This is a genomic window from Arenimonas sp. (assembly GCF_044353605.1).
GTDB lineage: Bacteria > Pseudomonadota > Gammaproteobacteria > Xanthomonadales > Xanthomonadaceae > Arenimonas.
Genome location: NZ_JBILBO010000002.1, coordinates 81473 through 100828, shown reverse-complemented (window position 1 = coordinate 100828; position 19356 = coordinate 81473). Strand labels below are relative to the sequence as shown.

Sequence of the window (19356 nt, the reverse complement as noted above, 5' to 3'; positions counted from 1 at the left end):
GGGGATGGTCAACATACTGCGTACTCTGCTTGCCGTATTCCTGCTCGGCCTATGTCCGGCGCTTGACGCCAAAACGCCGCCGGTCCAAGAAGTGCTGGCCGGCGGCCAAGGCGCGGTACTGTTCCAGCTCAGTAATGACTTTCCGACGGTGTTCCCCGGTGCCCTGATTCCGCAGATCTCGGTGATTCCATCCGGATCCGATGGCAAGACCGTCTACTTTCTCGAAGGCAGCAGCAACGGCTTCCGGACCACGCGCTCGTACCTGGGCGCTTTGCCGCCGGGGCGTTACCGTTTCGTGGATTTCCAGGCGGTGGACTGCAAGATGCTCTGCGCGGATCCAGCTTTGCCCGCGCCGATGGACATGCCGGAATTTGAAATCAGTACCGGCCGCGTCCGCTATCTCGGCACTATCGCGCTGGCGATGCTTTCAAACAGTTACAGCACCAATCCAAATGCATTCCGCAACTACTGGAGCTGGAATCACCGCCCCGAGGCCAAAGAAGCCAAACACATGTTGGGCGCCTACCCGGCGTTATCGTCCTTCGCGGCAAGCCTGGACAGCGGCTGGCACGGAACCGAGACCGCGACCGCAGAGATGAGCCGCATCCAGATGAAGGCCCGCAGTTACGGCATGCTGGGCGCGACCGACTTCGGCGAAGACGGGTTTTATTTCAGCTCGCACAACGGCATGATCAAACGCTACCGGCCCGGCGGCGCGCTGGAGTTGCTCGATACGGGACATGACCTGATGGTGACCTCGGTGCGCGAACTGGCGGGCGGACATCTATTCACCACCGGTGAAGCCGGCATGCTGCGTTATTCGGCAGACGGCGGGATGACCTGGGTCGACCGCAGCGAAGGCTTGCCTTTCGGCTTGACCACCAACGCCGTGGTCATCGGCGATGACGAGGTGGCGTTTACTCTTCAGAAAAACGAGGCCGTATCGCTCTACCGCGGCAAGGCTTCCGGTGGGGAGTGGCGGAAAATCGGCGATTTCCCATTGGTGTTCGCGACCTGGACCGGTCTGCCAGGCGCCCAGCCGGAACTGTTCCATCACAATGGCACCTTGGTGTTGACCCTGCCGAGCCGCAAACTCGCGGTGATTGATCTGGCCAGCGGCACCAGTGAACTGCGTGACCCACCCGGAAGCATCGCTCTAACCAAACTTTCGGGTGACGGCGTGTTGCGCTGTTCCTGCGCCAAAACCATCGCGGTGAGTCCTTACGAGAGCCGTGATTACGGGAAAACCTGGACGCCGGCCGCATTCAGCCGTTTTCTCGGCTTGCCCGAGTTCCACGACGCGCAGAACGGCTTCAGCTATCAGGGCGCGGTGTTTTCCACGAAGAAAACCGGATTGTCATTCACCCGTGACGGCGGCAAGACCTGGGACCTCACCAATTACCCTGAACTCAGCCAGGCCTGGTGGCAGCCGGCCTATTCGCGCAATGGCAAAGTCCTGATGCTTTACAGCATCAGCTTCTTCGGGCAAACCGCGCTGCAGGTGGTGAAGACCAGCGTGGACGGCGGCAAGTCCTGGCAACGGCTGACCGGTCCGGTACGTTGGCCGAATGCGCCACCGTCGGCACGGCCGACCGGACCCAGCCCCGTGCCGAATGCGGTACCGCCAATCGGGCCGCCCTCACCACCCCCGCCACCACCAGGCCAACCGCCGCGCCTTTAAGCCTCAGGAGCTGCAGCTGAGCATCGAACACCCGGCCCGGTGCATGGATTCCGGCGGGCATTTCCTGACCCAGCGGACATCATCGGCGGCATCGGCATACGGCGTTTTCAGACGCACGAAAATGTCCTGAAGCGGCTGCATGTCCCCGGCATGCGCCGCATCGATGACATCCTGCACCAGATGATTGCGCAGAATGAATACCGGATTGACGGCACGCATCGAAGACCCGCGGTCGGCAAGTGCCGATTCCTTAAGCAGGCTCCGGTAAAGCTGCAGCCAAGTTTGCAAGGGCGCAGCATCCGGGGTTTCCGCGTAGCTGACGGCCATTAGCGCCTGCACGGATTCGGAGCTGCTGCAGTCCGCGTCGCGGACGGCAATACGGGTCAGCGCGTCGAAAAACAGGTTGAAGTCCATGTCCAGCGCGCTGAGCACATGCACCAGTTGCTGATAGCATAGCGGGTTGGCATGCAACACTTCGGCCCTCAGACCGAGTTTAGCGGCGAGCAAACGGTTCCATTGGCTATGGAATTCCTGATTGAAGGCCGTAAGGCTGTTCTGCAAGGGTTCGACATCGTCAATCAGGGGATACAAAGCGTTGCCTAGGCGTGAAAGATTCCATTGCGCAATAGCCGGCTGGTTGCCATAACAATAACGGCGGCCCTCGGCATCGGTAGTGTTGGGCGTCCACTGCAGATCGTATTTCTCCAGCCAGCCATACGGTCCGTAATCGATGGTTTCCGACCGCATCGACATGTTGTCGGTATTCATCACCCCGTGCACGAAGCCGACCGCCATCCAGCGGGCGATCAATGCGGCCGTGTCCCGACAGATTCGATCGAACAGACCGGCGACGGCCTCCGGTGTTGCGGCAGCGGCATTCGCATCAGACGGGCTCAGCGTGTAAGCAGCCAAACACCGGAGCAGATCGAGCTCGCCGCGCTGGGCCAAGAGCTCGAAGTGGCCGAAGCGCAGAAAACTTTTCGACACCCGGCAAACCAGCGCGCAGGGCTCTTGTTCGGGGTGTCCGTCATAAAACATGTCCCGCACCACGCTGCTGTCGGTGCCGATCAGCGACAGCGCACGCGTGGTCGGAATGCCGAGATGGTGCATGGCTTCACTGCACAGGAATTCCCGGATGCTCGAGCGCAGCACGGCGCGGCCGTCGGCATGGCGCGAGAACGGTGTGCGGCCGGCGCCTTTCAGTTGCAGGGTGTAGCCCCCGATTTCGCCGAGGTTGATGGCGCGTCCGTCACCGAGTTGCCCGGCCCAATGCCCGAATTGGTGTCCGCCATACACGGTGGCATACGGCACACTGCCGTCGACCACGGCATTGCCGGCCAGCACATCGCGCATCGCATCGCTTGATCCCGCATGCGCTGATAAGCCCAGAAGTGCCGCCACTTCATCAGACCAAAGCAACAACTTCGGATGATTGACCGGCTCCGGTTCCACACGGGAATACAGGGCATTTTGTACCGCGCGCGGATCCCGGCCGGTAGCGGCATCGGCGGGAAAGTAACGGGTAAAGCGGTCTTCGAAAGCGAGCATCGCGCGCAGCACCTGGCGGCAAATGGAAGCCAGAAGCGTAGCAGTCGGCCCGTGAAGGCTCAATAGCGGCTTGATTTTACTGGCGCAGAGCAACCGCGGCTTTCGGAAAAGCCGCGGATTTGCTAGTCTAGAGGTCTCATTCTTTACTAAAAACAAGCATTTGCTTGCCGCCCGTCATGGATAAAAGTTTCGATCCGAGCCAGTTTGAAGGCAAATGGTACGCGCACTGGGAAAACACCGGCTGCTTCACGCCATCCGGTCACGGCTCGGCGTACACCATCATGTTGCCGCCACCGAATGTGACCGGCACCCTGCACATGGGTCATGCCTTCCAGCACACCCTGCAGGATGCATTGATCCGCTACCACCGCATGAACGGCTTCGACACGCATTGGCAGATGGGCACCGATCATGCCGGCATCGCCACCGAAATGGTGGTCAACCGCAATCTGGCCCAAGCCGGTCAGGGTCAAACCCGCGACACGCTCGGCCGCGACAAATTCATCGAAAAAGTCTGGGAATGGAAACAGCAATCCGGCGACACCATTACCCGGCAGATGCGTCGACTCGGTACGTCCGGTGATTGGAGCCGCGAACGCTTCACCATGGATGAGGGGCTGTCGGACGCGGTGATCGAAACCTTCGTGCGCCTGCATGCCGAAGGTCTGATTTATCGCGGGCAGCGTTTGGTGAATTGGGATCCGGTGCTGAAGACCGCCATCTCCGATCTGGAAGTGGTCAGCGAAGAGGAAAACGGTTTCCTGTGGTCCATCGCCTACCCGCTGGCCGATGGCAGCGGAACCCTGACCGTGGCCACCACCCGCCCGGAAACCCTGCTCGGCGACACCGCGGTCATGGTGCACCCGGAAGACGAACGCTACGCGCATCTGATCGGCAAGACCGTGAAGCTGCCGTTGACCGATCGCGAGATTCCAATCATCGCCGATGATTACGTGGATCGTGAATTCGGTACCGGTGTGGTCAAAGTCACGCCGGCGCATGACTTCAACGACTATGCAGTCGGCCAGCGCCACGGCCTGCCGATGATCAACATCCTGACCCCCGACGCGCATCTGAACGATGCCGTGCCGGAAAAATACCGCGGGCTGGATGTGAAGACCGCGCGCAAAGCGGTACTGGCCGACCTGACCGAAGCTGAATTGCTGGTGGAGGAAAAACCGCACAAACTGCAGGTGCCGCGCGGCGACCGAACCGGTCAGATCATCGAGCCCTATCTCACCAACCAATGGTTCGTGAAAATGGACACGCTTGGCAAGCGCGGCCTTGAGCTGGTTGAGAACGGCACGGTGAAATTCGTGCCGGAGAACTGGATCAACACCTACCGGCACTGGATGGAAAACATCCAGGACTGGTGCATTTCGCGCCAACTATGGTGGGGTCACCGCATTCCGGCCTGGTACGATGCCGAGGGCAACATTTTCGTCGGCCACACTGAATCGGAAGTTCGCAACAAGCACGGCATTGCCGAAGCAACCGCGTTAACCCGTGACAACGACGTGCTGGAAACCTGGTTCAGTTCGGCGCTGTGGTCGCACTCCACACTCGGCTGGCCGGATGAACAGGCCATGGCCGCGCTGGAATACGACAAGCGCCTGCCGACCTCGGTACTGGTCACCGGTTTCGACATCATTTTCTTCTGGGTCGCCCGGATGATCATGATGACCGATCACTTCACTGGCCGCGTGCCGTTCAAGCATGTGTACATCACCGGCCTGGTGCGGGACAAAGACGGCCAGAAGATGTCGAAATCGAAAGGCAACATCCTCGACCCGATCGACATCATCGACGGCATCACGCTCGATGCCTTGGTGGAAAAACGCACACAGGGCCTGATGCAGCCGCAGATGGCCGAGAAAATCCGTAAAGCCACCCAGAAGGAATTCGCCGACGGCATTCCGGCCTTCGGTACCGATGCGCTGCGCTTCACCTTCGCCTCGCTGGCCACGCATGGCCGCGACATCAAGTTCGACCTCAACCGGGCCGAAGGCTACAAGAACTTCTGCAACAAATTGTGGAATGCGGCGCGCTTCGTGCTGATGCATTGTGAGGATTTTTCGACGTATGGCGCACCGCCGGCAAGCTCGCAGGCCGAACGCTGGCTGCTGGCGCAATTGGCCCAAACCAGCCGCGAGGTGGAACTCCATTTCACCGAATACCGTTTCGATTTGGCCAGCACGGCACTCTATGAATTCACTTGGAACACCTATTGCGACTGGTTCCTGGAATTTGCCAAACCGGCACTGGCCGGTGACGACAAAGCCGCCGCCGACAGCATGCGTCATACCCTGCTGTTCGCACTGGAAGCGACACTGCGTCTGCTGCATCCGGTGATTCCGTTCATCACCGAGGAAATCCGGCACGCCATTGCGCCGAAACTCGGCATCAACAGCGATAGCATCAGTACCTGCAGTTACCCGAAAGCCGCGGATTTCGGCAACACCGATACCGGCGCTGTTGCCGACATCGAATGGCTGAAGGCCGTGGTCGGCAACATCCGCCGCATCCGCAGCGAAATGAACATCGCCCCGGGTAAAACCATCCCCTTGCTGTGGCAATCCCGTCAGATCGACGACCGCAAGCGCATGGCCAACGCCGAAGCCGCCTTGAAATTCCTCGCACGCCTGGAATCCATCGATGAACTGTCCGGCGAAGCGCCGGCCGCAGCGACGGCCTTGGTCGGTGAACTTCAGGTGTTCATCCCCTTGGCGGGTCTGATCGACCTGGATGCCGAGAAATCACGTCTGGCCAAAGAGCTCAAGCGTATCGAAGGCGAAATCGGAAAATGCCGCGGCAAGCTGTCCAGCGATACCTTCGTGGCCAATGCGCCGCCCGCAGTGGTGGATCAGGAACGCCAGCGACTGGCCGATTGGCAGGCACAGCAAAGCGCACTGGCCGCGCAATTGCAAAAATTGGGATGATCATGCAAGGGGTTGTGCGCTGCGCCCCTAGGCCGTGAAATCGAACTCCTGCAGCTCGATGGCCATCACGATGCCGTCTTCGCGGCCCTTGGCAGCCGGGTAGTAATTCGGCCGCTTGCCGATTTCATTGAAGCCTTCGCTTTCATACAAGGCAATGGCATTGGGATTGCTCGGCCTGACCTCGAGAAACAGCCGCTGCAGACGGTGCCAGCGCGCCACTTCGAACACTTGCCGCAGCAGACGCCGGCCCTGGCCATGGCCCTGATGCTCGGGCGCCACGCACAGATTCAGCAGATGCCCTTCGCCGGCCGCACAACTCATCACGAAGTAGCCGATGATTCCGGATTGTCCTTCCAGCAGCCAACACTCGTGGCCGGCATAGAGGCAGTCCCGGAAGATACCGGCCGTCCACGGAAAGGGATAAGCGCGGTTTTCAACCGACATCACCGCATCGACATCGGCCTGCTTGATCAGACGCAGCTGCGGGTCGCTTGCTTTCTGCGCACTCATCGGCCAATGCGCAGTGACCGGATGATGTTCCAGACCAATTTCTTGCCCTCGGCACCCGTCACCGATGCCGGCAAGGCTGCGGTATCGATGCCTTCGGCGTAACGGCGGATATTCAGGCCAAGTCGGGTCTGCCAGAATTCGGATTCGGCTTTAGCGGCGAGCGTTGCCGATGACGCTTCAGGTGCGGACACCACCGATTGATACACGGTCAATCCCATGGCCTGCAGACGCTCGCGCTCCAAACGGCTGAACATATTCAGGCCGCAGTGGATTTCGGTTTGAGTTTCAGCCACAGCCAATACAGCGGGCCGGAAATGGCATAGGAGCCTGCCACCAGCAACAACACCCGCGGCGGGTCAATGAACAAGGCCACCAGAACCGCGACCACGACCAAGGCCATGCCGAACGGAATGCGGTCTTCACGCTCTTTCGGCTGCCCGGAGCCCTTGAAGCTGGCATAGCGGAAGCGCGACACCATCAGCAATCCGCAGACCACGGTCAGCGCCAATGCAAGGTAACGCAACTCCGTGCCTTGCCAGCCGAATTCATTCATCGCCCACACGAAAGACATCATCATGCCGGCCGAGGACGGACTGTTCAGGCCGATGAACCAGCGCTTGTCGACCGAGCCGACTTGGGTATTGAAACGGGCCAGTCGTAACGCAGCGCAGGCGGCGTAGAGGAAAGCGGCGGCCCAGCCGACTTTGCCGAGCAGGGTGCCGTCCAACTTCATGCTGCTCAGCGCCCAGTGATACATGACCAGCGAGGGCGCCATGCCGAAGCTGACCAGATCGGCCAAGGAATCGTACTGCACGCCGAACTCGCTGCTGGTGCCGGTCAGTCGGGCCACACGGCCGTCGATGCCATCGAACACCGCCGCGATGAAAATAGCCACAGCCGCAGCTTCGAAACGGCCACTGGCGGCAGCGAGAATGGCGTAAAAACCGGCGAACATGCCGCAGGTGGTCAGCAGGTTGGGCAACAGGTAAATATGCTTGTTGCGCGGGCTTTGCGGGGCGGGATTTGGTTCCATGGCTCCAGTTTACCCAGTTTCGGCGGCCCCTGTCCAAAAATGGCTTGGGCAATCGGGCGTTAACCCTTACAATAAACGCTTGAAAAAACGTGATTTACGCCATGCGCCTGTCCCAGTTCCATCTGCATACCTCAAAAGAAACCCCTGCCGATGCCGAAATCGTCAGTCATCAGCTGATGCTGCGTGCGGGCTTGATCCGCCGACTGGGATCTGGTCTGTACACCTGGACCCCACTTGGCCTTCGGATCCTACGCCGTATCGAAACGGTGGTTCGCGAGGAAATGAACCGTGCCGGCGCCCTGGAAATGCTGATGCCCTCGATCCAGCCCAAGGAGCTTTGGGAGGAAACCGGGCGTTGGCAGAAATTCGGCGGGCAACTGCTGAAAATCAAGGACCGCAAGCAGGCCGATTACGTGTACGGCCCGACCCACGAAGAAGTCATCACCGATTTCGCCCGTCAGGAACTGCGTAGCTACAAACAACTGCCCCTGAACTTCTACCAGATCCAGACCAAATTCCGCGATGAAATCCGCCCGCGCTTCGGCGTCATGCGCGCACGCGAATTTTTGATGAAGGATGCCTATTCGTTCCATCTCAGCCCGGAATGCCTGGCGCAGACCTATCAGGTCATGTTCGATACCTACAGCAGCGTGTTTACCCGCCTCGGCCTGCGTTTCCGCGCAGTCAATGCCGACACCGGTGCCATCGGCGGCAGCGCCTCGCACGAATTCCATGTACTGGCCGATTCCGGCGAAGATGCCATCGCCTTTTCCGATGCCTCGGATTACGCCGCCAACATCGAAATGGCGGAGGCCCTTGCGCTTGGCAGCGAACGCAACCTGGCCTCCGAAGACCTGCGCGATGCGGCAACCCCGACACAGACCACCTGCGAAGCCGTCGCCGAACTGCTGGGGGTCGCACTCACGCGCACGGTCAAAAGCCTTGCGTTGATTTCCGAGCATGGTTTCACGCTAGCCTTGGTGCGCGGCGACCATGCCGTCAACGAGATTAAACTGGCGAAAGTGTCCGGATTGGCCGACTACCGGATGGCCAACGACGCCGAAATCGCCGAATACCTCGGCGCACAACCCGGCTTCCTCGGCCCGGTCAAACCGCTGAAACCGGTGTACCTGATTGCCGACCGCACAGTCGCGCAAATGGCCGATTTCATCGTCGGCGCCAACCGCAACGGTTTCCATTTGCAAGGCGTGAACTGGGGCCGCGATCTGGCCGAGGCCGATGTTATCGCCGACATCCGCAATGTGGTCGAAGGTGATCCGTCGCCGGATGGCAAGGGCGTTCTGTCCATCGCTCGTGGCATTGAAGTCGGACACGTGTTCCAGCTCGGCCAGAAATACGCCGAGGCCATGAACGCCACTGTGCTCGACCAGAACGGCAAAGCCCAGGTCATGTTCATGGGCTGCTACGGCATCGGTGTCAGCCGGATTGTCGCCGCCGCGATCGAACAGAACTTTGATGCCAATGGCATCCGTTGGCCGGAAGCCATGGCGCCCTGGCAGGTCGTCGTGTGCGTGATCAATCCGAAAAACGATGGCACCGTCAGCGCTTACGCCGAAAAGCTTTACGCCGATCTGCAGGCCAAAGGTTTGAGTGTTTGCCTCGATGACCGTGGTCTGCGCCCTGGCGCGATGTTCGGCGATATCGAACTGATCGGCATTCCGCACCGCGTGGTGGTTTCCGATCGTGGCCTGCAGGCCGGCACGCTGGAATACCGTCACCGCAACGCGGAAGCTTCGGAAAACCTCAGCGAAGCCGAATTGATGGCCCGCCTTGCCGGCTGACTCGCCGGCTTAAAGATAACGGCGCGATGACACCAGAAGGTTGCCGAACAGAATACCGGCGACCAGCGCGATCAATGCCGCGAACAGCGAAAACGCCAGATCCAGACTGCTGGCGAGATCTTGGGCAAAGGCAATATTGAGGGTGCGGTAGCCCAGACTGCCCGGCACCAGCAGGATGATGCCCGGAACGCGGATCAGGGCGCCCGGACGATTGAAAATGCGCGCATACAGGTTCGATACCGCCGTGACCGTAAATGCGGCAAGAAAGGCACTGACCGGAATGTCACCGGTGGTCAGGGCCGGCACCAGAGCGCAGACCTTCATCACGCCGTAGCCGAGCAGTACCGCCGCCATCGCAATCGGAATATCGCGCAGATGGGTTTTGAACAGCACGGCCAATGCGAACGCACCGGGCAAGAGTATCGCCCAAGGCATCCAAATCGGTAGCACCGAGGATCCGGCATTGCTGAGCAACTGCCAGCCGGAGAGCTGGACCAACTGCGCCGCGAGAATGGTGCCGAATGTCAGCTTCATCAAAACGGTCATCGCACCGGCGAAACGTGCACTGCCTGAAACCAGCTGCTGGTTGGCCAGTTCGTTGATGGCCGATGTCAGCATCATGCCCGGCATCATGATGATCAGCGCCGAAATGACCACCGGCTGGATGCTCAATGGCACCAGGAAGCAGCCGATGAGCGATGCCGCCAAGGTGACCAAAAACGCCGCGACCGCCTCCATTGCATCATGCAGTTGTGCTTTGCGCTCGCCATACTGAGCCAGCACACCGATCATCATGCCGAGCAGCGCGGCGACGCCGAAATCATTCCAACCGGTACGTGGAAACAGACTGACCACCATTGCCGAAGCAATGCCGAAACAAGCCACCGATGCGATGCGATAGCCACGGCTCGGTTCGCGATCCATGGCTTTGAGCCGGGACAGCCCGCTGGCGATATCCAGCGTACCAGCCATGACCTGCTCGGCGATGGCATCGGCATCGGACAGACGCCCGAGATGGGTGTCTCCCGGCTTCAAACGCATGACCCGGGTCACCGTATGCGGTGGCCCGAGTACTGGATCCTGGAAGCTGATGATGAACCCGGTCGGATTTGACCAGATGCTGACCAGCAGGCCGAGTTTGGTGGAAACCCGATCGACCGCGCCTTCCAATCGATTCACCGAGGTTCCGGACGTATGCAGATGCCGCGCCAGTTCGAGCACGAAATCAACGCGCTGGCGGAAGCGGTCGTGGGCGATGTTAGCGGTCATGCTTATGCGGATATCCGAGTCATGGGGCATTGTAGGACAACTGCTATTGTTTGCCCATCTGCGATAAACTGAGCATATCCCACAGGATGTCCGTGATGCCGATGGCCACATGGCACGACAATACCGAACCCGGACTACATCCGGATCCGCAACAGTCCGACCGGCTGCTGGTTTCCGGTGACTGGACCTTCCGTCAGGCCCAACGCCTTCTGGATCTGATTGCCGGCAGCGGCAAAGACGTCCAGACCCTGGATGCACGTGCCATTACCCGTCTCGACGCCAGCGGCTCGCAGCTGCTGCTGTCGCTGATGACCCGTCTCGGATTGCCAGCGACGGCGTTGGCCGCTAAGCCCGAACATGCCGCCCTGATTGAAGCCGTCCGGAATTCCGGCGCAAGCTTACCCCCGTCGCCGCCGGCCGACAAACTGCTGTACCGGATTCTGGAGGCTGTCGGTCGATGGGTCGCCAATGCCTACGCCAACATTCTCATCTTTCTGGATTTCCTCGGACGCACCCTGCTCAGCCTGATGGAAAGCCTGCTCAATCCCCGACACTGGCGGGTCACGTCCATCATCTTCCACATGCAGGCCGTCGGTTTGAATGCCGTTCCCCTGGTGATGCTGCTGAGTTTCATGGTCGGCGCCGTCGTCGCATTTCTGGGCGCCACCGTTCTCAGCGAGTTCGGCGCGCAGCTCTGGGTCGTCGAGTTGGTCGGTGTCGCGTTTTTCCGCGAATTCGGCGTATTGTTGACCGCCATTCTGCTCGCCGGCCGCACCGCCAGCGCGTTCACGGCGCAGATCGGCTCGATGAAAAGCGGCGAAGAACTCGATGCCATCCGCACCATGGGTCTGGATCCCATTGAATTATTGGTGTTGCCGCGCCTGAAGGCGCTATTGCTGACCTTGCCGCTGCTCACCTTTCTGGCCACCATGGCCGGTCTGCTCGGCGGCATGGCAGTCTGTGTCTGGCACCTCGACATCTCGCCGGAGATGTTCATCGCCCGTCTGCAGAACGAATTATCGCCGCGGCACTTCTGGGTCGGTATGAGCAAAGCCCCCATCTTCGCCATGGTCATCGGTTTGATTGGCTGTCTTGAGGGCTTCAAGGTGAAAAACAATGCGCAGTCGGTCGGTGAACACACCACCTCCAGCGTGGTGCAGTCGATCTCCTTGGTGATTCTGCTTGACGCGCTGGCTGCCATGTTTTTCATGGAACTTGACCTGTGACTAGCGATGTCATCATCGACGTCACCGGACTGAACAACCGTTTCGGCGATTCCGTCGTGCACGAGAACCTTGATCTGCAGGTCCGGCAGGGCGAGATCATCGGTGTGGTCGGTGGATCCGGCTCCGGCAAGTCGGTTCTGATGCGTAGCATTCTGGCACTGCACCGCCCGCAGGCCGGCCGTATCGGCGTGCTCGGACATGATGCACTTTCAGCTGATGCTGCCAACCGGGAGTACATTGAAGGAAATACCGGCGTGCTGTTCCAGAATGCGGCATTGTTCTCGTCGCTGACCGTACTCGAAAATGTCATGGTGCCGCTGAAGGAACACAGCACGCTGCCGGAATCGGTCATGCGCGATCTGGCCATGGTCAAAATCCAGCTGGCAGGATTGAGCGCCGATGCCGCCCTGAAGCTGCCGGCCGAACTTTCCGGTGGTATGCGCAAGCGTGCCGGCATCGCCCGCGCACTGGCGCTCGATCCGGCGCTGCTGTTCCTCGATGAGCCGACCGCCGGTCTCGACCCCATCGGGGCGGCCGGCTTCGACCAGTTGATTCTCTCCATCCAGCGCGCACTCGGACTGACCGTATTTCTGATTACGCACGATTTGGATACCTTGTACACTATCTGCGACCGCGTCGCGGTGCTGGCCGACCGGCGTGTTCTGGTCAACGCACCGATCAACGAAGTCGCTGCTTTCGACCATCCGTGGATTCAGGAATACTTCCACGGGCCGCGTGGGCGGGCTGCCGAACATGCCCAGGAGAAGCTGTAATGGAAACTCGTGCCAATCATGTCCTGATCGGGGTATTCACACTGGTGGTGCTGACACTGCTGGTCGGCTTCGCGTTGTGGGCCGCCAAGTTCGCCTCCGACAGCAGCTGGAACGAATACGATGTCGTATTCTCGGAAGCGGTAACCGGTCTGGGCATCGGCGGTACGGTGCAGTTCAACGGAATCTCAGTCGGTGAAGTGCGCCGTCTGGAGATCGATCCGACCGACCCCAACAAGGTTCTGGTCCGGGTGCGCATCAAATCGGACACACCAATCAAAGTCGACACCGAAGCCAAGCTGGCTTTCGTCGGATTGACCGGCATCACCCAGATTCAATTGAAATCCTACAACGCCAAGAGCCCGGCGTTGGTGCCTTCCGAAAGCACGCCGGTTCCACGCATTTACGCCAAGGAATCAGCGCTGTCGAAACTGTTCAGTTCAACTGACGACATCACCACCACTGCCACCAATGTCATGCTCCGCCTGAACCAGGCTTTCAGTGATGAGAATATCAAAAGCCTCAGCAAGACCTTGGACAACCTCGAGAAAATTTCCGGCTCGGTCGCCGCCGAACGTCAGGACATCGGCGCCATCATCCGCGATACCCGCGCCGCCATCGCCAAACTCGACAGCACCCTGGCCAGCACCGACAGTATTGCCAAGAAACTCGACAGCGGCGTGGCTGACCAACTTCCGGATCTGATTGCCAAGCTGGAAAAAACCCTTGTTCAATATGAAGCGCTCGGCCGCAATGCCAATCGCCTCATGGAAACCAATAATGACGCCATTGACAACTTTTCGCAGCAGGGTCTGGCCCAGGTCGGTCCGGCTATCGCCGAATTGCGCACCCTTCTGAAACAGCTGCGGCGCGTGGCCGCCGAGATTGAAGAGCGTCCGAATGCCCTGGTTACCGGAAAAAGCACCACCGAGGAGTTCAAACCATGAACAAGCATCCGTTGCGCCTTCTGCTGGCACTGGCTATGGCGTTGCCGCTGGCCGGTTGCATATCGCTGATCAAGGAACCCGATCCCATCGCAGTCTATGCGCTGCGCCCGCAACTTCCCGATAACGCCACGCTGCCCACGGTCAACTGGTCGCTCACGGTCATACGGCCGAATGCCGTTGCCTTTCTCGATTCCAACCGGATCGCGGTCCGTCCCGAACCCAATGTCCTGCAGGTCTACAAAGGGGCGAACTGGTCAGAGTCGCTGCCGGATCTGGTGCAGGCAAACCTGGTGCAGGAATTGGAAAACTCCGGCCGCATCAAATCCGTGTCGCGCCAGAACAGCGGCGTCCCGGCGGAAGTGGCGATGCTGGTTGACATCCGCCAGTTCGAGTCGGTGTATGCTGCGGACGCGAAGATTCCAGATGCCGTCATCCAGATGCACGTGAAGGTTTTGGAGTATCCGAGCAACCGCGTCATCGCGGCGCAAACCTTCAGCGTCATCGTGCCGTCGGCAAGCAAAGACATCCCGGACGTGGTGCAGGCCTTCGAAAGCGGCTTGAACACCGTCAATGCCGACATCATCGCCTTCACCCTGGCCAACGGGCGCAGCAAATCCAAATAAAAGCCCGGGCAGGTTTACTGGTGGATTTTCCGGAAAGTCAGATTAATCCGGCCATCCACCGGCTTCGCGGTGCGTGGCAGGCTGTGTTGGTAGTTTTTCTGGGTATCACCGTGCATCAGCAGCAGACTGCCATGCGCCAAGGCTATGGCCGATGATGCTCCTCCCGAACGCGGGCGCAACAGGAAACGGCGCACGCCGCCGATGCTAACCGATGCGATTACCGGCTGCGGGCCGAGTTCGGGTTCATCATCGCTGTGCCAACCCATGGCGTCACGACCGTCACGGTAATAATTCAGCAGAACGCTGTTGAAGGCAGTGCCCACAACACTTTCGACGGCTGCTTTTAGCGCCAGCACCGGCTGCGACCAGGGCTCGGGCTCAAAGCGCGTATTGGAATACCGATAAACGGCTCCCGGATCACCCATCCAGCAGCACAGGCGCGGGGTCAGTACATGCCGGCCATGAATGTATAGTTCCGGTTGCTGCCAAGCTATCTTGTGCTGCAACTCTGCAAGAAGCACATCCGCCTGCTCTGGCGGCACAAACCCGGTCGCGTAGGCGATATCGGCACGCGGTAGCGGTAAGGTCCGCAGGGCGGATGGGTCGGATTGCTCGAACATCCCGCGATTATTGCCCAAAGCGTGTGAAACCGCGACAATAGAGCGATATTTCAGAGGTGATGCCATGTCCGAACGCGATGTAATGAAATACGACGTCTTGACCGTAGGCGCCGGCCCGGCCGGGCTGGCCTTCGCCCTGCGCCTGAAACAGAAGAATCCGGCCTTGAACGTCTGCGTCATTGAGAAAGCCTCCAGTGTCGGCGCGCATGCACTCTCGGGCGCCGTCATCGAAACCGAAGCGTTGGACGAACTGATTCCCGAATGGCGCAGCAATCCGCCGCCGATTTGCGTCCCGGCCAAAAACGACGAGTTCTGGTTCCTCAGCAAAACCGGGGGCTTCAAAGCCCCGATCAATCCGCCGCAGATGAACAACCACGGCAATAGCATCGTCTCGCTGGGCGCCTTGTGCGCTTGGCTGGCCGGTCATTGCGAGGCCGCCGGCGTGGAAATCTATCCGGGTTTTGCCGCCTCGGAAATACTGTATGACGATGAAGGCGCCGTCTGCGGCGTGCGCATCGGCGATATGGGCGTGGCCAAAGACGGTTCGCACAAGCCGACCTACACCCAGGGCATCGATATCAAAGCCAAAACCACCGTGCTCGGCGAAGGTGCGCGCGGGCATCTCAGTAAACAGCTGATTGCCCGCTTCAAACTGGATGCCGATTGCGATCCGCAGAGTTACTCGATCGGCATCAAGGAACTCTGGCAGGTGCGCGAAGGCGTTGCCGAACCCGGCAAGATCGTGCACAGCATGGGCTGGCCGGCCGATAGTGCCACCTACGGCGGCAGCTTTTTGTATCACCTGGACGGCAACCGCATCGCACTCGGCTATGTTTCAGGCCTGGACTACACCGATCCCAATTACCAGCCTTACGAGGCCTTCCAGCAGTGGAAGAACCACCCGAGCGTGAAACCGCTGCTCGAGGGCGGCAGCATCCTCTCGGCCGGTGCACGCGCCATCGTCACCGGCGGCTACCAGAGCCTGCCGAACGTCGAGATGCCCGGGGCGATGCTGATCGGCTGCGCTGCCGGTCTACTGAACGTGCCGAAGATCAAAGGCGTGCACCAAGCCCTGCGCTCGGGCATGCTGGCCGCCGAACACATCGCTGCCAATAATGATTCAACCGGTTGGAACGCCAAACTGCGCGCATCAAAGGTAGTCGCCGAACTGAAGAAGGTGCGCAATTTCAAACCGGCGTTCAAGAAAGGCCGCCTGTTCGGGCTGATCAACGCCGGCTGGGAAACGCTGACCGGCGGTCTGTCGCCGTGGACCTTGAAGGTGAAGGCGGACTGGTCCAGCCTGAAAAAATTGAGCGAGGCCGAATCGCCGCAGCGCGATTATGTGGAACGCACGCTGGCCCCGCGCGACCGACTGGCCGGCGTTTATTTCGCCGCCACCGAGCACGACGAAGACCAGCCGGTGCATCTGCAGGTGGCCGACACCAACATCTGCATCACCCAATGCGCCGAAGAATACGGCAACCCGTGCACGCGCTTCTGTCCGGCAGGCGTGTATGAAATCGCACAGGACGATGCCGGAAAGCGCCTGCAGATCAACGCCGCCAACTGCGTACATTGCAAAACCTGCGACATCAAGGATCCGTACCAGATCATCAACTGGGTCACGCCGGAAGGCGGAGCCGGACCGAATTACCAGAACCTCTAAAGGATAACCATGCTCGCCCTCGTCTCCGTCGCCGCCGCCCATGCCCTGGATGAAGATCTGGCCCCGCTGTCGGCAGCGCTGGACGCCGAAGGCATCGCGCACCGCGTGGTGTACTGGGATGAAGCCTTCGTGGACTGGTCACATTACCGCGCCGTACTGATCCGCTCGCCGTGGGACTACATCGACAAGCTGCCGGAATTTCTGGCTTGGGCCGCACGCGTTTCCGCACAGAGCACGCTGCTGAACCCGCTTGAGGTCATTACCAGCAACACCGACAAGCATTACCTCGATGTGCTCGCCCAGCGCGGCATTCATACCGTGCCGAGCCGCTTCATCGAACCCGAGCAGCATGCCGAAGACGGTCTGCATGCGTTCCTTGATGCTTTCGGGCATGCCGAATTCGTGGTCAAGCCCGCGGTCGGTGCCGGCTCGAAAGACGCCCAGCGTTATGGCCGTGAGGATATCGATGCGGCGCTGATGCACATCAAACGCCTGCAGCTGAAAAACCGCAGCACCCTGCTGCAACCTTACTTAATCAAAGTCGATGACGCGGGCGAAACCGCACTGCTGTACTTCAATGGCGTATATTCGCATGCCATCCGCAAAGGCCCCTTGCTCAAACGCGACGAAGGCCCGACCGAAAAGCTGTTCGCGCCGGAAGAAATCATGGCGCGAGTGCCGGGCGAGGATGAAATGGCCTTGGCCGAGCAGGTCATTGCCGCGCTGCCGGCGCTGTTCGGGCTGGACGGCCCGCTGGCCTATGCCCGTATCGATCTGTTGTGCGACGAAGACGGCCGGCCTTGCCTGTTGGAGCTGGAGCTGACCGAGCCCTCGCTGTTCTTCAATTACGCCGATGGCGCCGCCCAGCGTTTTGTATCTGCTCTCAAAAGCCGTTTAAGCCTTTGATTTCACCTTTCCTTCAGCCCAAACGGCTGTTTGAAAAAGCGGATTTGGGCTAGAATAAGGGGCTGTTTTTTCCCGAAACACTCCCCTTTGAGGCCGAGCAATGAAGATTCTGGTTGGTTACAAGCGCGTGGTCGATTACAACGTGCGCATTCAAGTCAAACCTGACGGTTCCGGTGTCATCACCGATGGCGTGAAGCTGTCCGCCAATCCGTTCGACGACATCGCCCTGGAAGAAGCCCTGCGCATCCGCGACAAGGGTCTGGCCACGGAAGTGGTGGTGGTCACCATGGGTCCGGCCGACTGCCAGGCACACATCCGCAATGGCCTGGCCATGGGCGCCAACCGCGCCATCCATGTCGTTACCGATGCCGCCATCCAGCCGCTGACCGCCGCCCGTGCCTTCCTGAAATTGATCGACAAAGAACAACCCGGCCTGGTACTGATGGGTAAACAGGCCATCGACGACGACGCCAACCAGACCGGCCAGATGCTGGCCACGCTCTGGGGCCGTCCGCAGGCTACTTTTGCCGGCGCCATCGCCATTACGGGCAACACGGCTCAGGTCACCCGTGAAGTCGATGCCGGTCTGGAAATCCTCGACATCGATCTGCCGGCCTTGGTCACCGTCGATCTTCGCTTGAACGAACCGCGTTTCATCAAGCTGCCCGACATCATGAAAGCCAAGAGCAAGCCGCTGGAAACGATTGCCTTCGCCGACTTGGGTGTGGAATCCGCCGACTTTCTGGAAACCACGCACTACGCGCCACCCGCCAAACGCAGCAAAGGCGTGATGGTCAAAGACGTCGCCGAGCTGGTCGCCGCCCTGAAAAATAAAGGACTTGTCTAATGAGCCGCGTACTGATCATCGCCGAACACCTCAACGGCCAGCTCAACGGTGCCACCGCACGCTGCGTGTCCTGCGCTACCGCACTGAACGCCGACGCCATCGATGTGCTGGTGCTATCGGATGCCGGCCAAGCCGTGGCGGCGCAAGCCGCGAAAATTTCCGGCGTTAGCAAAGTGCTGGTGGCCGATAACGCCGCCAATGCGCAGGCCATCGCCCAGGTGCTGGCCCCGCAGATCGCACAGGCCGCCTCCGGTTACAGCCATGTATTCGGCGCCTCCACGACCTTCGGCAAGGATGTGATGCCGTGCGTGGCCGCCCTGCTCGGCGTCAGCCAGATTTCCGATGTAATGAGCGTGGAGTCCAGCCACAGCTTCAAGCGCCCGATTTATGCCGGCAATGCCATCATTACCGTCAATGCCCCGGCCGACAAGCCGGTGGTCGCCACCGTGCGCACCGCATCCTGGCCGGCCGCCGGCAACGGTGGCAGCGCTCCGGTCGAAGCGCTTGCCCTTTCAGCCCCACTACCCACCCACACCCGCTTCGTTTCGCTGCAGCAGGGCAAGTCCGACCGTCCCGATCTGCAAAGCGCCAGTAAAGTGGTGTCCGGCGGTCGTGCGCTGGGTTCAGCCGAGAACTTCGCCATCGTATATTCGCTCGCCGACAAACTCGGTGCCGCCGTGGGTGCCTCGCGTGCCGCGGTCGACGCCGGCTATGTGCCGAATGAACTGCAGGTCGGCCAGACCGGCAAGATCATTTCGCCCGAGCTGTACATCGCTGCCGGTATTTCCGGCGCTATCCAACATCTGACCGGCATCAAAGACGCCGGCACCATCGTCGCCATCAACAAAGATGGCGAGGCACCGATTTTCGAGGTAGCTGATTTCGGACTGGTGGGTGATTTGTTCCAGATTCTGCCAGAGCTGGAAAAAGCGCTGTAACGGAAACGGTTATTTCGAAACTAAAAACGGC

At 60.0% G+C, this 19356-nt stretch carries 17 protein-coding genes; 11 read left to right on the top strand and 6 right to left on the bottom strand.

Annotated features, from left to right (window positions below; all coding sequences use genetic code 11):
* The first annotated feature begins 4 nt into the window (after positions 1–4).
* Positions 5–1681 carry a hypothetical protein gene (locus ACIQ1A_RS01770; RefSeq protein ID WP_395769365.1) on the top strand — a complete coding sequence of 559 codons (1677 nt, stop codon included), beginning with the start codon at positions 5–7 and terminating at the stop codon, positions 1679–1681.
* A gap of 3 nt (positions 1682–1684) precedes the next feature.
* Here ACIQ1A_RS01770 and ACIQ1A_RS01765 read toward each other — a convergent pair whose 3' ends face one another.
* Positions 1685–3229 carry a YdiU family protein gene (locus ACIQ1A_RS01765; RefSeq protein WP_395769364.1) on the bottom strand — a complete coding sequence of 515 codons (1545 nt, stop codon included), beginning with the start codon at positions 3227–3229 and terminating at the stop codon, positions 1685–1687.
* Positions 3230–3405: 176 nt separating this feature from the next.
* Here ACIQ1A_RS01765 and ACIQ1A_RS01760 point away from each other — a divergent pair, with 176 nt between their 5' ends.
* The gene (locus ACIQ1A_RS01760; protein ID WP_395769363.1) at positions 3406–6168 is read left to right on the top strand and encodes a valine--tRNA ligase; all 2763 of its coding nucleotides are present in this window, start codon (positions 3406–3408) and stop codon (positions 6166–6168) included.
* Between the two features lie 27 nt (positions 6169–6195).
* Here the strand turns inward: ACIQ1A_RS01760 and rimI are convergent, their stop codons facing one another.
* Genes rimI through pssA form a run of 3 tightly spaced genes read right to left on the bottom strand, consistent with a single transcriptional unit; the run spans position 6196 to position 7711 of the window.
* A complete protein-coding gene (gene rimI, locus ACIQ1A_RS01755; RefSeq protein WP_395769362.1) occupies positions 6196–6678 on the bottom strand; it encodes a ribosomal protein S18-alanine N-acetyltransferase in 483 nt (160 codons plus the stop codon).
* Positions 6675–6932 (bottom strand): hypothetical protein, encoded by a 258-nt coding sequence (locus ACIQ1A_RS01750; protein WP_395769361.1) that lies wholly within the window; start codon positions 6930–6932, stop codon positions 6675–6677. The genes rimI and ACIQ1A_RS01750 overlap by 4 nt, the downstream gene beginning before the upstream one ends.
* Before the next feature lie 2 nt (positions 6933–6934).
* The gene (pssA, locus tag ACIQ1A_RS01745) at positions 6935–7711 is read right to left on the bottom strand and encodes a CDP-diacylglycerol--serine O-phosphatidyltransferase (protein ID WP_395769360.1); all 777 of its coding nucleotides are present in this window, start codon (positions 7709–7711) and stop codon (positions 6935–6937) included.
* A 101-nt stretch (positions 7712–7812) separates the two neighbouring features.
* Here pssA and ACIQ1A_RS01740 point away from each other — a divergent pair, with 101 nt between their 5' ends.
* The gene (locus ACIQ1A_RS01740) at positions 7813–9513 is read left to right on the top strand and encodes a proline--tRNA ligase (protein WP_395769359.1); all 1701 of its coding nucleotides are present in this window, start codon (positions 7813–7815) and stop codon (positions 9511–9513) included.
* A 9-nt stretch (positions 9514–9522) separates the two neighbouring features.
* Here the strand turns inward: ACIQ1A_RS01740 and ACIQ1A_RS01735 are convergent, their stop codons facing one another.
* A complete protein-coding gene (locus ACIQ1A_RS01735; RefSeq protein WP_395769358.1) occupies positions 9523–10782 on the bottom strand; it encodes a threonine/serine exporter ThrE family protein in 1260 nt (419 codons plus the stop codon).
* Between the two features lie 101 nt (positions 10783–10883).
* Here ACIQ1A_RS01735 and ACIQ1A_RS01730 point away from each other — a divergent pair, with 101 nt between their 5' ends.
* Genes ACIQ1A_RS01730 through ACIQ1A_RS01715 form a run of 4 tightly spaced genes read left to right on the top strand, consistent with a single transcriptional unit; the run spans position 10884 to position 14348 of the window.
* Positions 10884–12008: an MlaE family lipid ABC transporter permease subunit gene (locus ACIQ1A_RS01730; protein ID WP_395769357.1), complete on the top strand. Its 1125-nt coding sequence runs from the start codon at positions 10884–10886 to the stop codon at positions 12006–12008.
* Complete coding sequence (locus tag ACIQ1A_RS01725) at positions 12005–12781, top strand: ABC transporter ATP-binding protein (protein ID WP_395769356.1); 777 nt, start codon at positions 12005–12007, stop codon at positions 12779–12781. Before ACIQ1A_RS01730 ends, ACIQ1A_RS01725 begins: the two co-directional genes overlap by 4 nt.
* Positions 12781–13725 carry an MlaD family protein gene (locus ACIQ1A_RS01720; protein ID WP_395769355.1) on the top strand — a complete coding sequence of 315 codons (945 nt, stop codon included), beginning with the start codon at positions 12781–12783 and terminating at the stop codon, positions 13723–13725. Before ACIQ1A_RS01725 ends, ACIQ1A_RS01720 begins: the two co-directional genes overlap by 1 nt.
* The gene (locus ACIQ1A_RS01715; RefSeq protein ID WP_395769354.1) at positions 13722–14348 is read left to right on the top strand and encodes an ABC-type transport auxiliary lipoprotein family protein; all 627 of its coding nucleotides are present in this window, start codon (positions 13722–13724) and stop codon (positions 14346–14348) included. The genes ACIQ1A_RS01720 and ACIQ1A_RS01715 overlap by 4 nt, the downstream gene beginning before the upstream one ends.
* Positions 14349–14362: 14 nt before the next feature.
* Here ACIQ1A_RS01715 and ACIQ1A_RS01710 read toward each other — a convergent pair whose 3' ends face one another.
* Positions 14363–14968, bottom strand: a complete 606-nt coding sequence (locus ACIQ1A_RS01710) for an alpha-ketoglutarate-dependent dioxygenase AlkB family protein (protein ID WP_395769479.1) — start codon at positions 14966–14968, stop codon at positions 14363–14365.
* Between the two features lie 64 nt (positions 14969–15032).
* Between ACIQ1A_RS01710 and ACIQ1A_RS01705 the strand changes: the two genes are divergently transcribed.
* The 4 genes from ACIQ1A_RS01705 (at position 15033) to ACIQ1A_RS01690 (ending at position 19325) form a co-directional block, all read left to right on the top strand.
* Complete coding sequence (locus ACIQ1A_RS01705; RefSeq protein WP_395769353.1) at positions 15033–16634, top strand: 4Fe-4S dicluster domain-containing protein; 1602 nt, start codon at positions 15033–15035, stop codon at positions 16632–16634.
* Positions 16635–16643: 9 nt separating this feature from the next.
* Positions 16644–17540: a RimK family alpha-L-glutamate ligase gene (locus ACIQ1A_RS01700; RefSeq protein ID WP_395769352.1), complete on the top strand. Its 897-nt coding sequence runs from the start codon at positions 16644–16646 to the stop codon at positions 17538–17540.
* Positions 17541–17640: 100 nt separating this feature from the next.
* Complete coding sequence (locus ACIQ1A_RS01695) at positions 17641–18387, top strand: electron transfer flavoprotein subunit beta/FixA family protein (protein ID WP_395769351.1); 747 nt, start codon at positions 17641–17643, stop codon at positions 18385–18387.
* Positions 18387–19325 (top strand): electron transfer flavoprotein subunit alpha/FixB family protein, encoded by a 939-nt coding sequence (locus tag ACIQ1A_RS01690; protein ID WP_395769350.1) that lies wholly within the window; start codon positions 18387–18389, stop codon positions 19323–19325. Before ACIQ1A_RS01695 ends, ACIQ1A_RS01690 begins: the two co-directional genes overlap by 1 nt.
* Positions 19326–19356 lie beyond the last annotated feature (31 nt).

Bases quoted from the DNA above. Each gene is read 5' to 3' on its own strand.
- ACIQ1A_RS01770 (WP_395769365.1), top strand. From the start codon at position 5: ATGGTCAACATACTGCGTACTCTGCTTGCCGTATTCCTGCTCGGCCTA.
- ACIQ1A_RS01765 (WP_395769364.1), bottom strand. From the start codon at position 3,229: ATGCTCGCTTTCGAAGACCGCTTTACCCGTTACTTTCCCGCCGATGCC.
- ACIQ1A_RS01760 (WP_395769363.1), top strand. From the start codon at position 3,406: ATGGATAAAAGTTTCGATCCGAGCCAGTTTGAAGGCAAATGGTACGCG.
- rimI (WP_395769362.1), bottom strand. From the start codon at position 6,678: ATGAGTGCGCAGAAAGCAAGCGACCCGCAGCTGCGTCTGATCAAGCAG.
- ACIQ1A_RS01750 (WP_395769361.1), bottom strand. From the start codon at position 6,932: ATGTTCAGCCGTTTGGAGCGCGAGCGTCTGCAGGCCATGGGATTGACC.
- pssA (WP_395769360.1), bottom strand. From the start codon at position 7,711: ATGGAACCAAATCCCGCCCCGCAAAGCCCGCGCAACAAGCATATTTAC.
- ACIQ1A_RS01740 (WP_395769359.1), top strand. From the start codon at position 7,813: ATGCGCCTGTCCCAGTTCCATCTGCATACCTCAAAAGAAACCCCTGCC.
- ACIQ1A_RS01735 (WP_395769358.1), bottom strand. From the start codon at position 10,782: ATGACCGCTAACATCGCCCACGACCGCTTCCGCCAGCGCGTTGATTTC.
- ACIQ1A_RS01730 (WP_395769357.1), top strand. From the start codon at position 10,884: ATGGCCACATGGCACGACAATACCGAACCCGGACTACATCCGGATCCG.
- ACIQ1A_RS01720 (WP_395769355.1), top strand. From the start codon at position 12,781: ATGGAAACTCGTGCCAATCATGTCCTGATCGGGGTATTCACACTGGTG.
- ACIQ1A_RS01715 (WP_395769354.1), top strand. From the start codon at position 13,722: ATGAACAAGCATCCGTTGCGCCTTCTGCTGGCACTGGCTATGGCGTTG.
- ACIQ1A_RS01710 (WP_395769479.1), bottom strand. From the start codon at position 14,968: ATGTTCGAGCAATCCGACCCATCCGCCCTGCGGACCTTACCGCTACCG.
- ACIQ1A_RS01705 (WP_395769353.1), top strand. From the start codon at position 15,033: ATGTCCGAACGCGATGTAATGAAATACGACGTCTTGACCGTAGGCGCC.
- ACIQ1A_RS01700 (WP_395769352.1), top strand. From the start codon at position 16,644: ATGCTCGCCCTCGTCTCCGTCGCCGCCGCCCATGCCCTGGATGAAGAT.
- ACIQ1A_RS01695 (WP_395769351.1), top strand. From the start codon at position 17,641: ATGAAGATTCTGGTTGGTTACAAGCGCGTGGTCGATTACAACGTGCGC.
- ACIQ1A_RS01690 (WP_395769350.1), top strand. From the start codon at position 18,387: ATGAGCCGCGTACTGATCATCGCCGAACACCTCAACGGCCAGCTCAAC.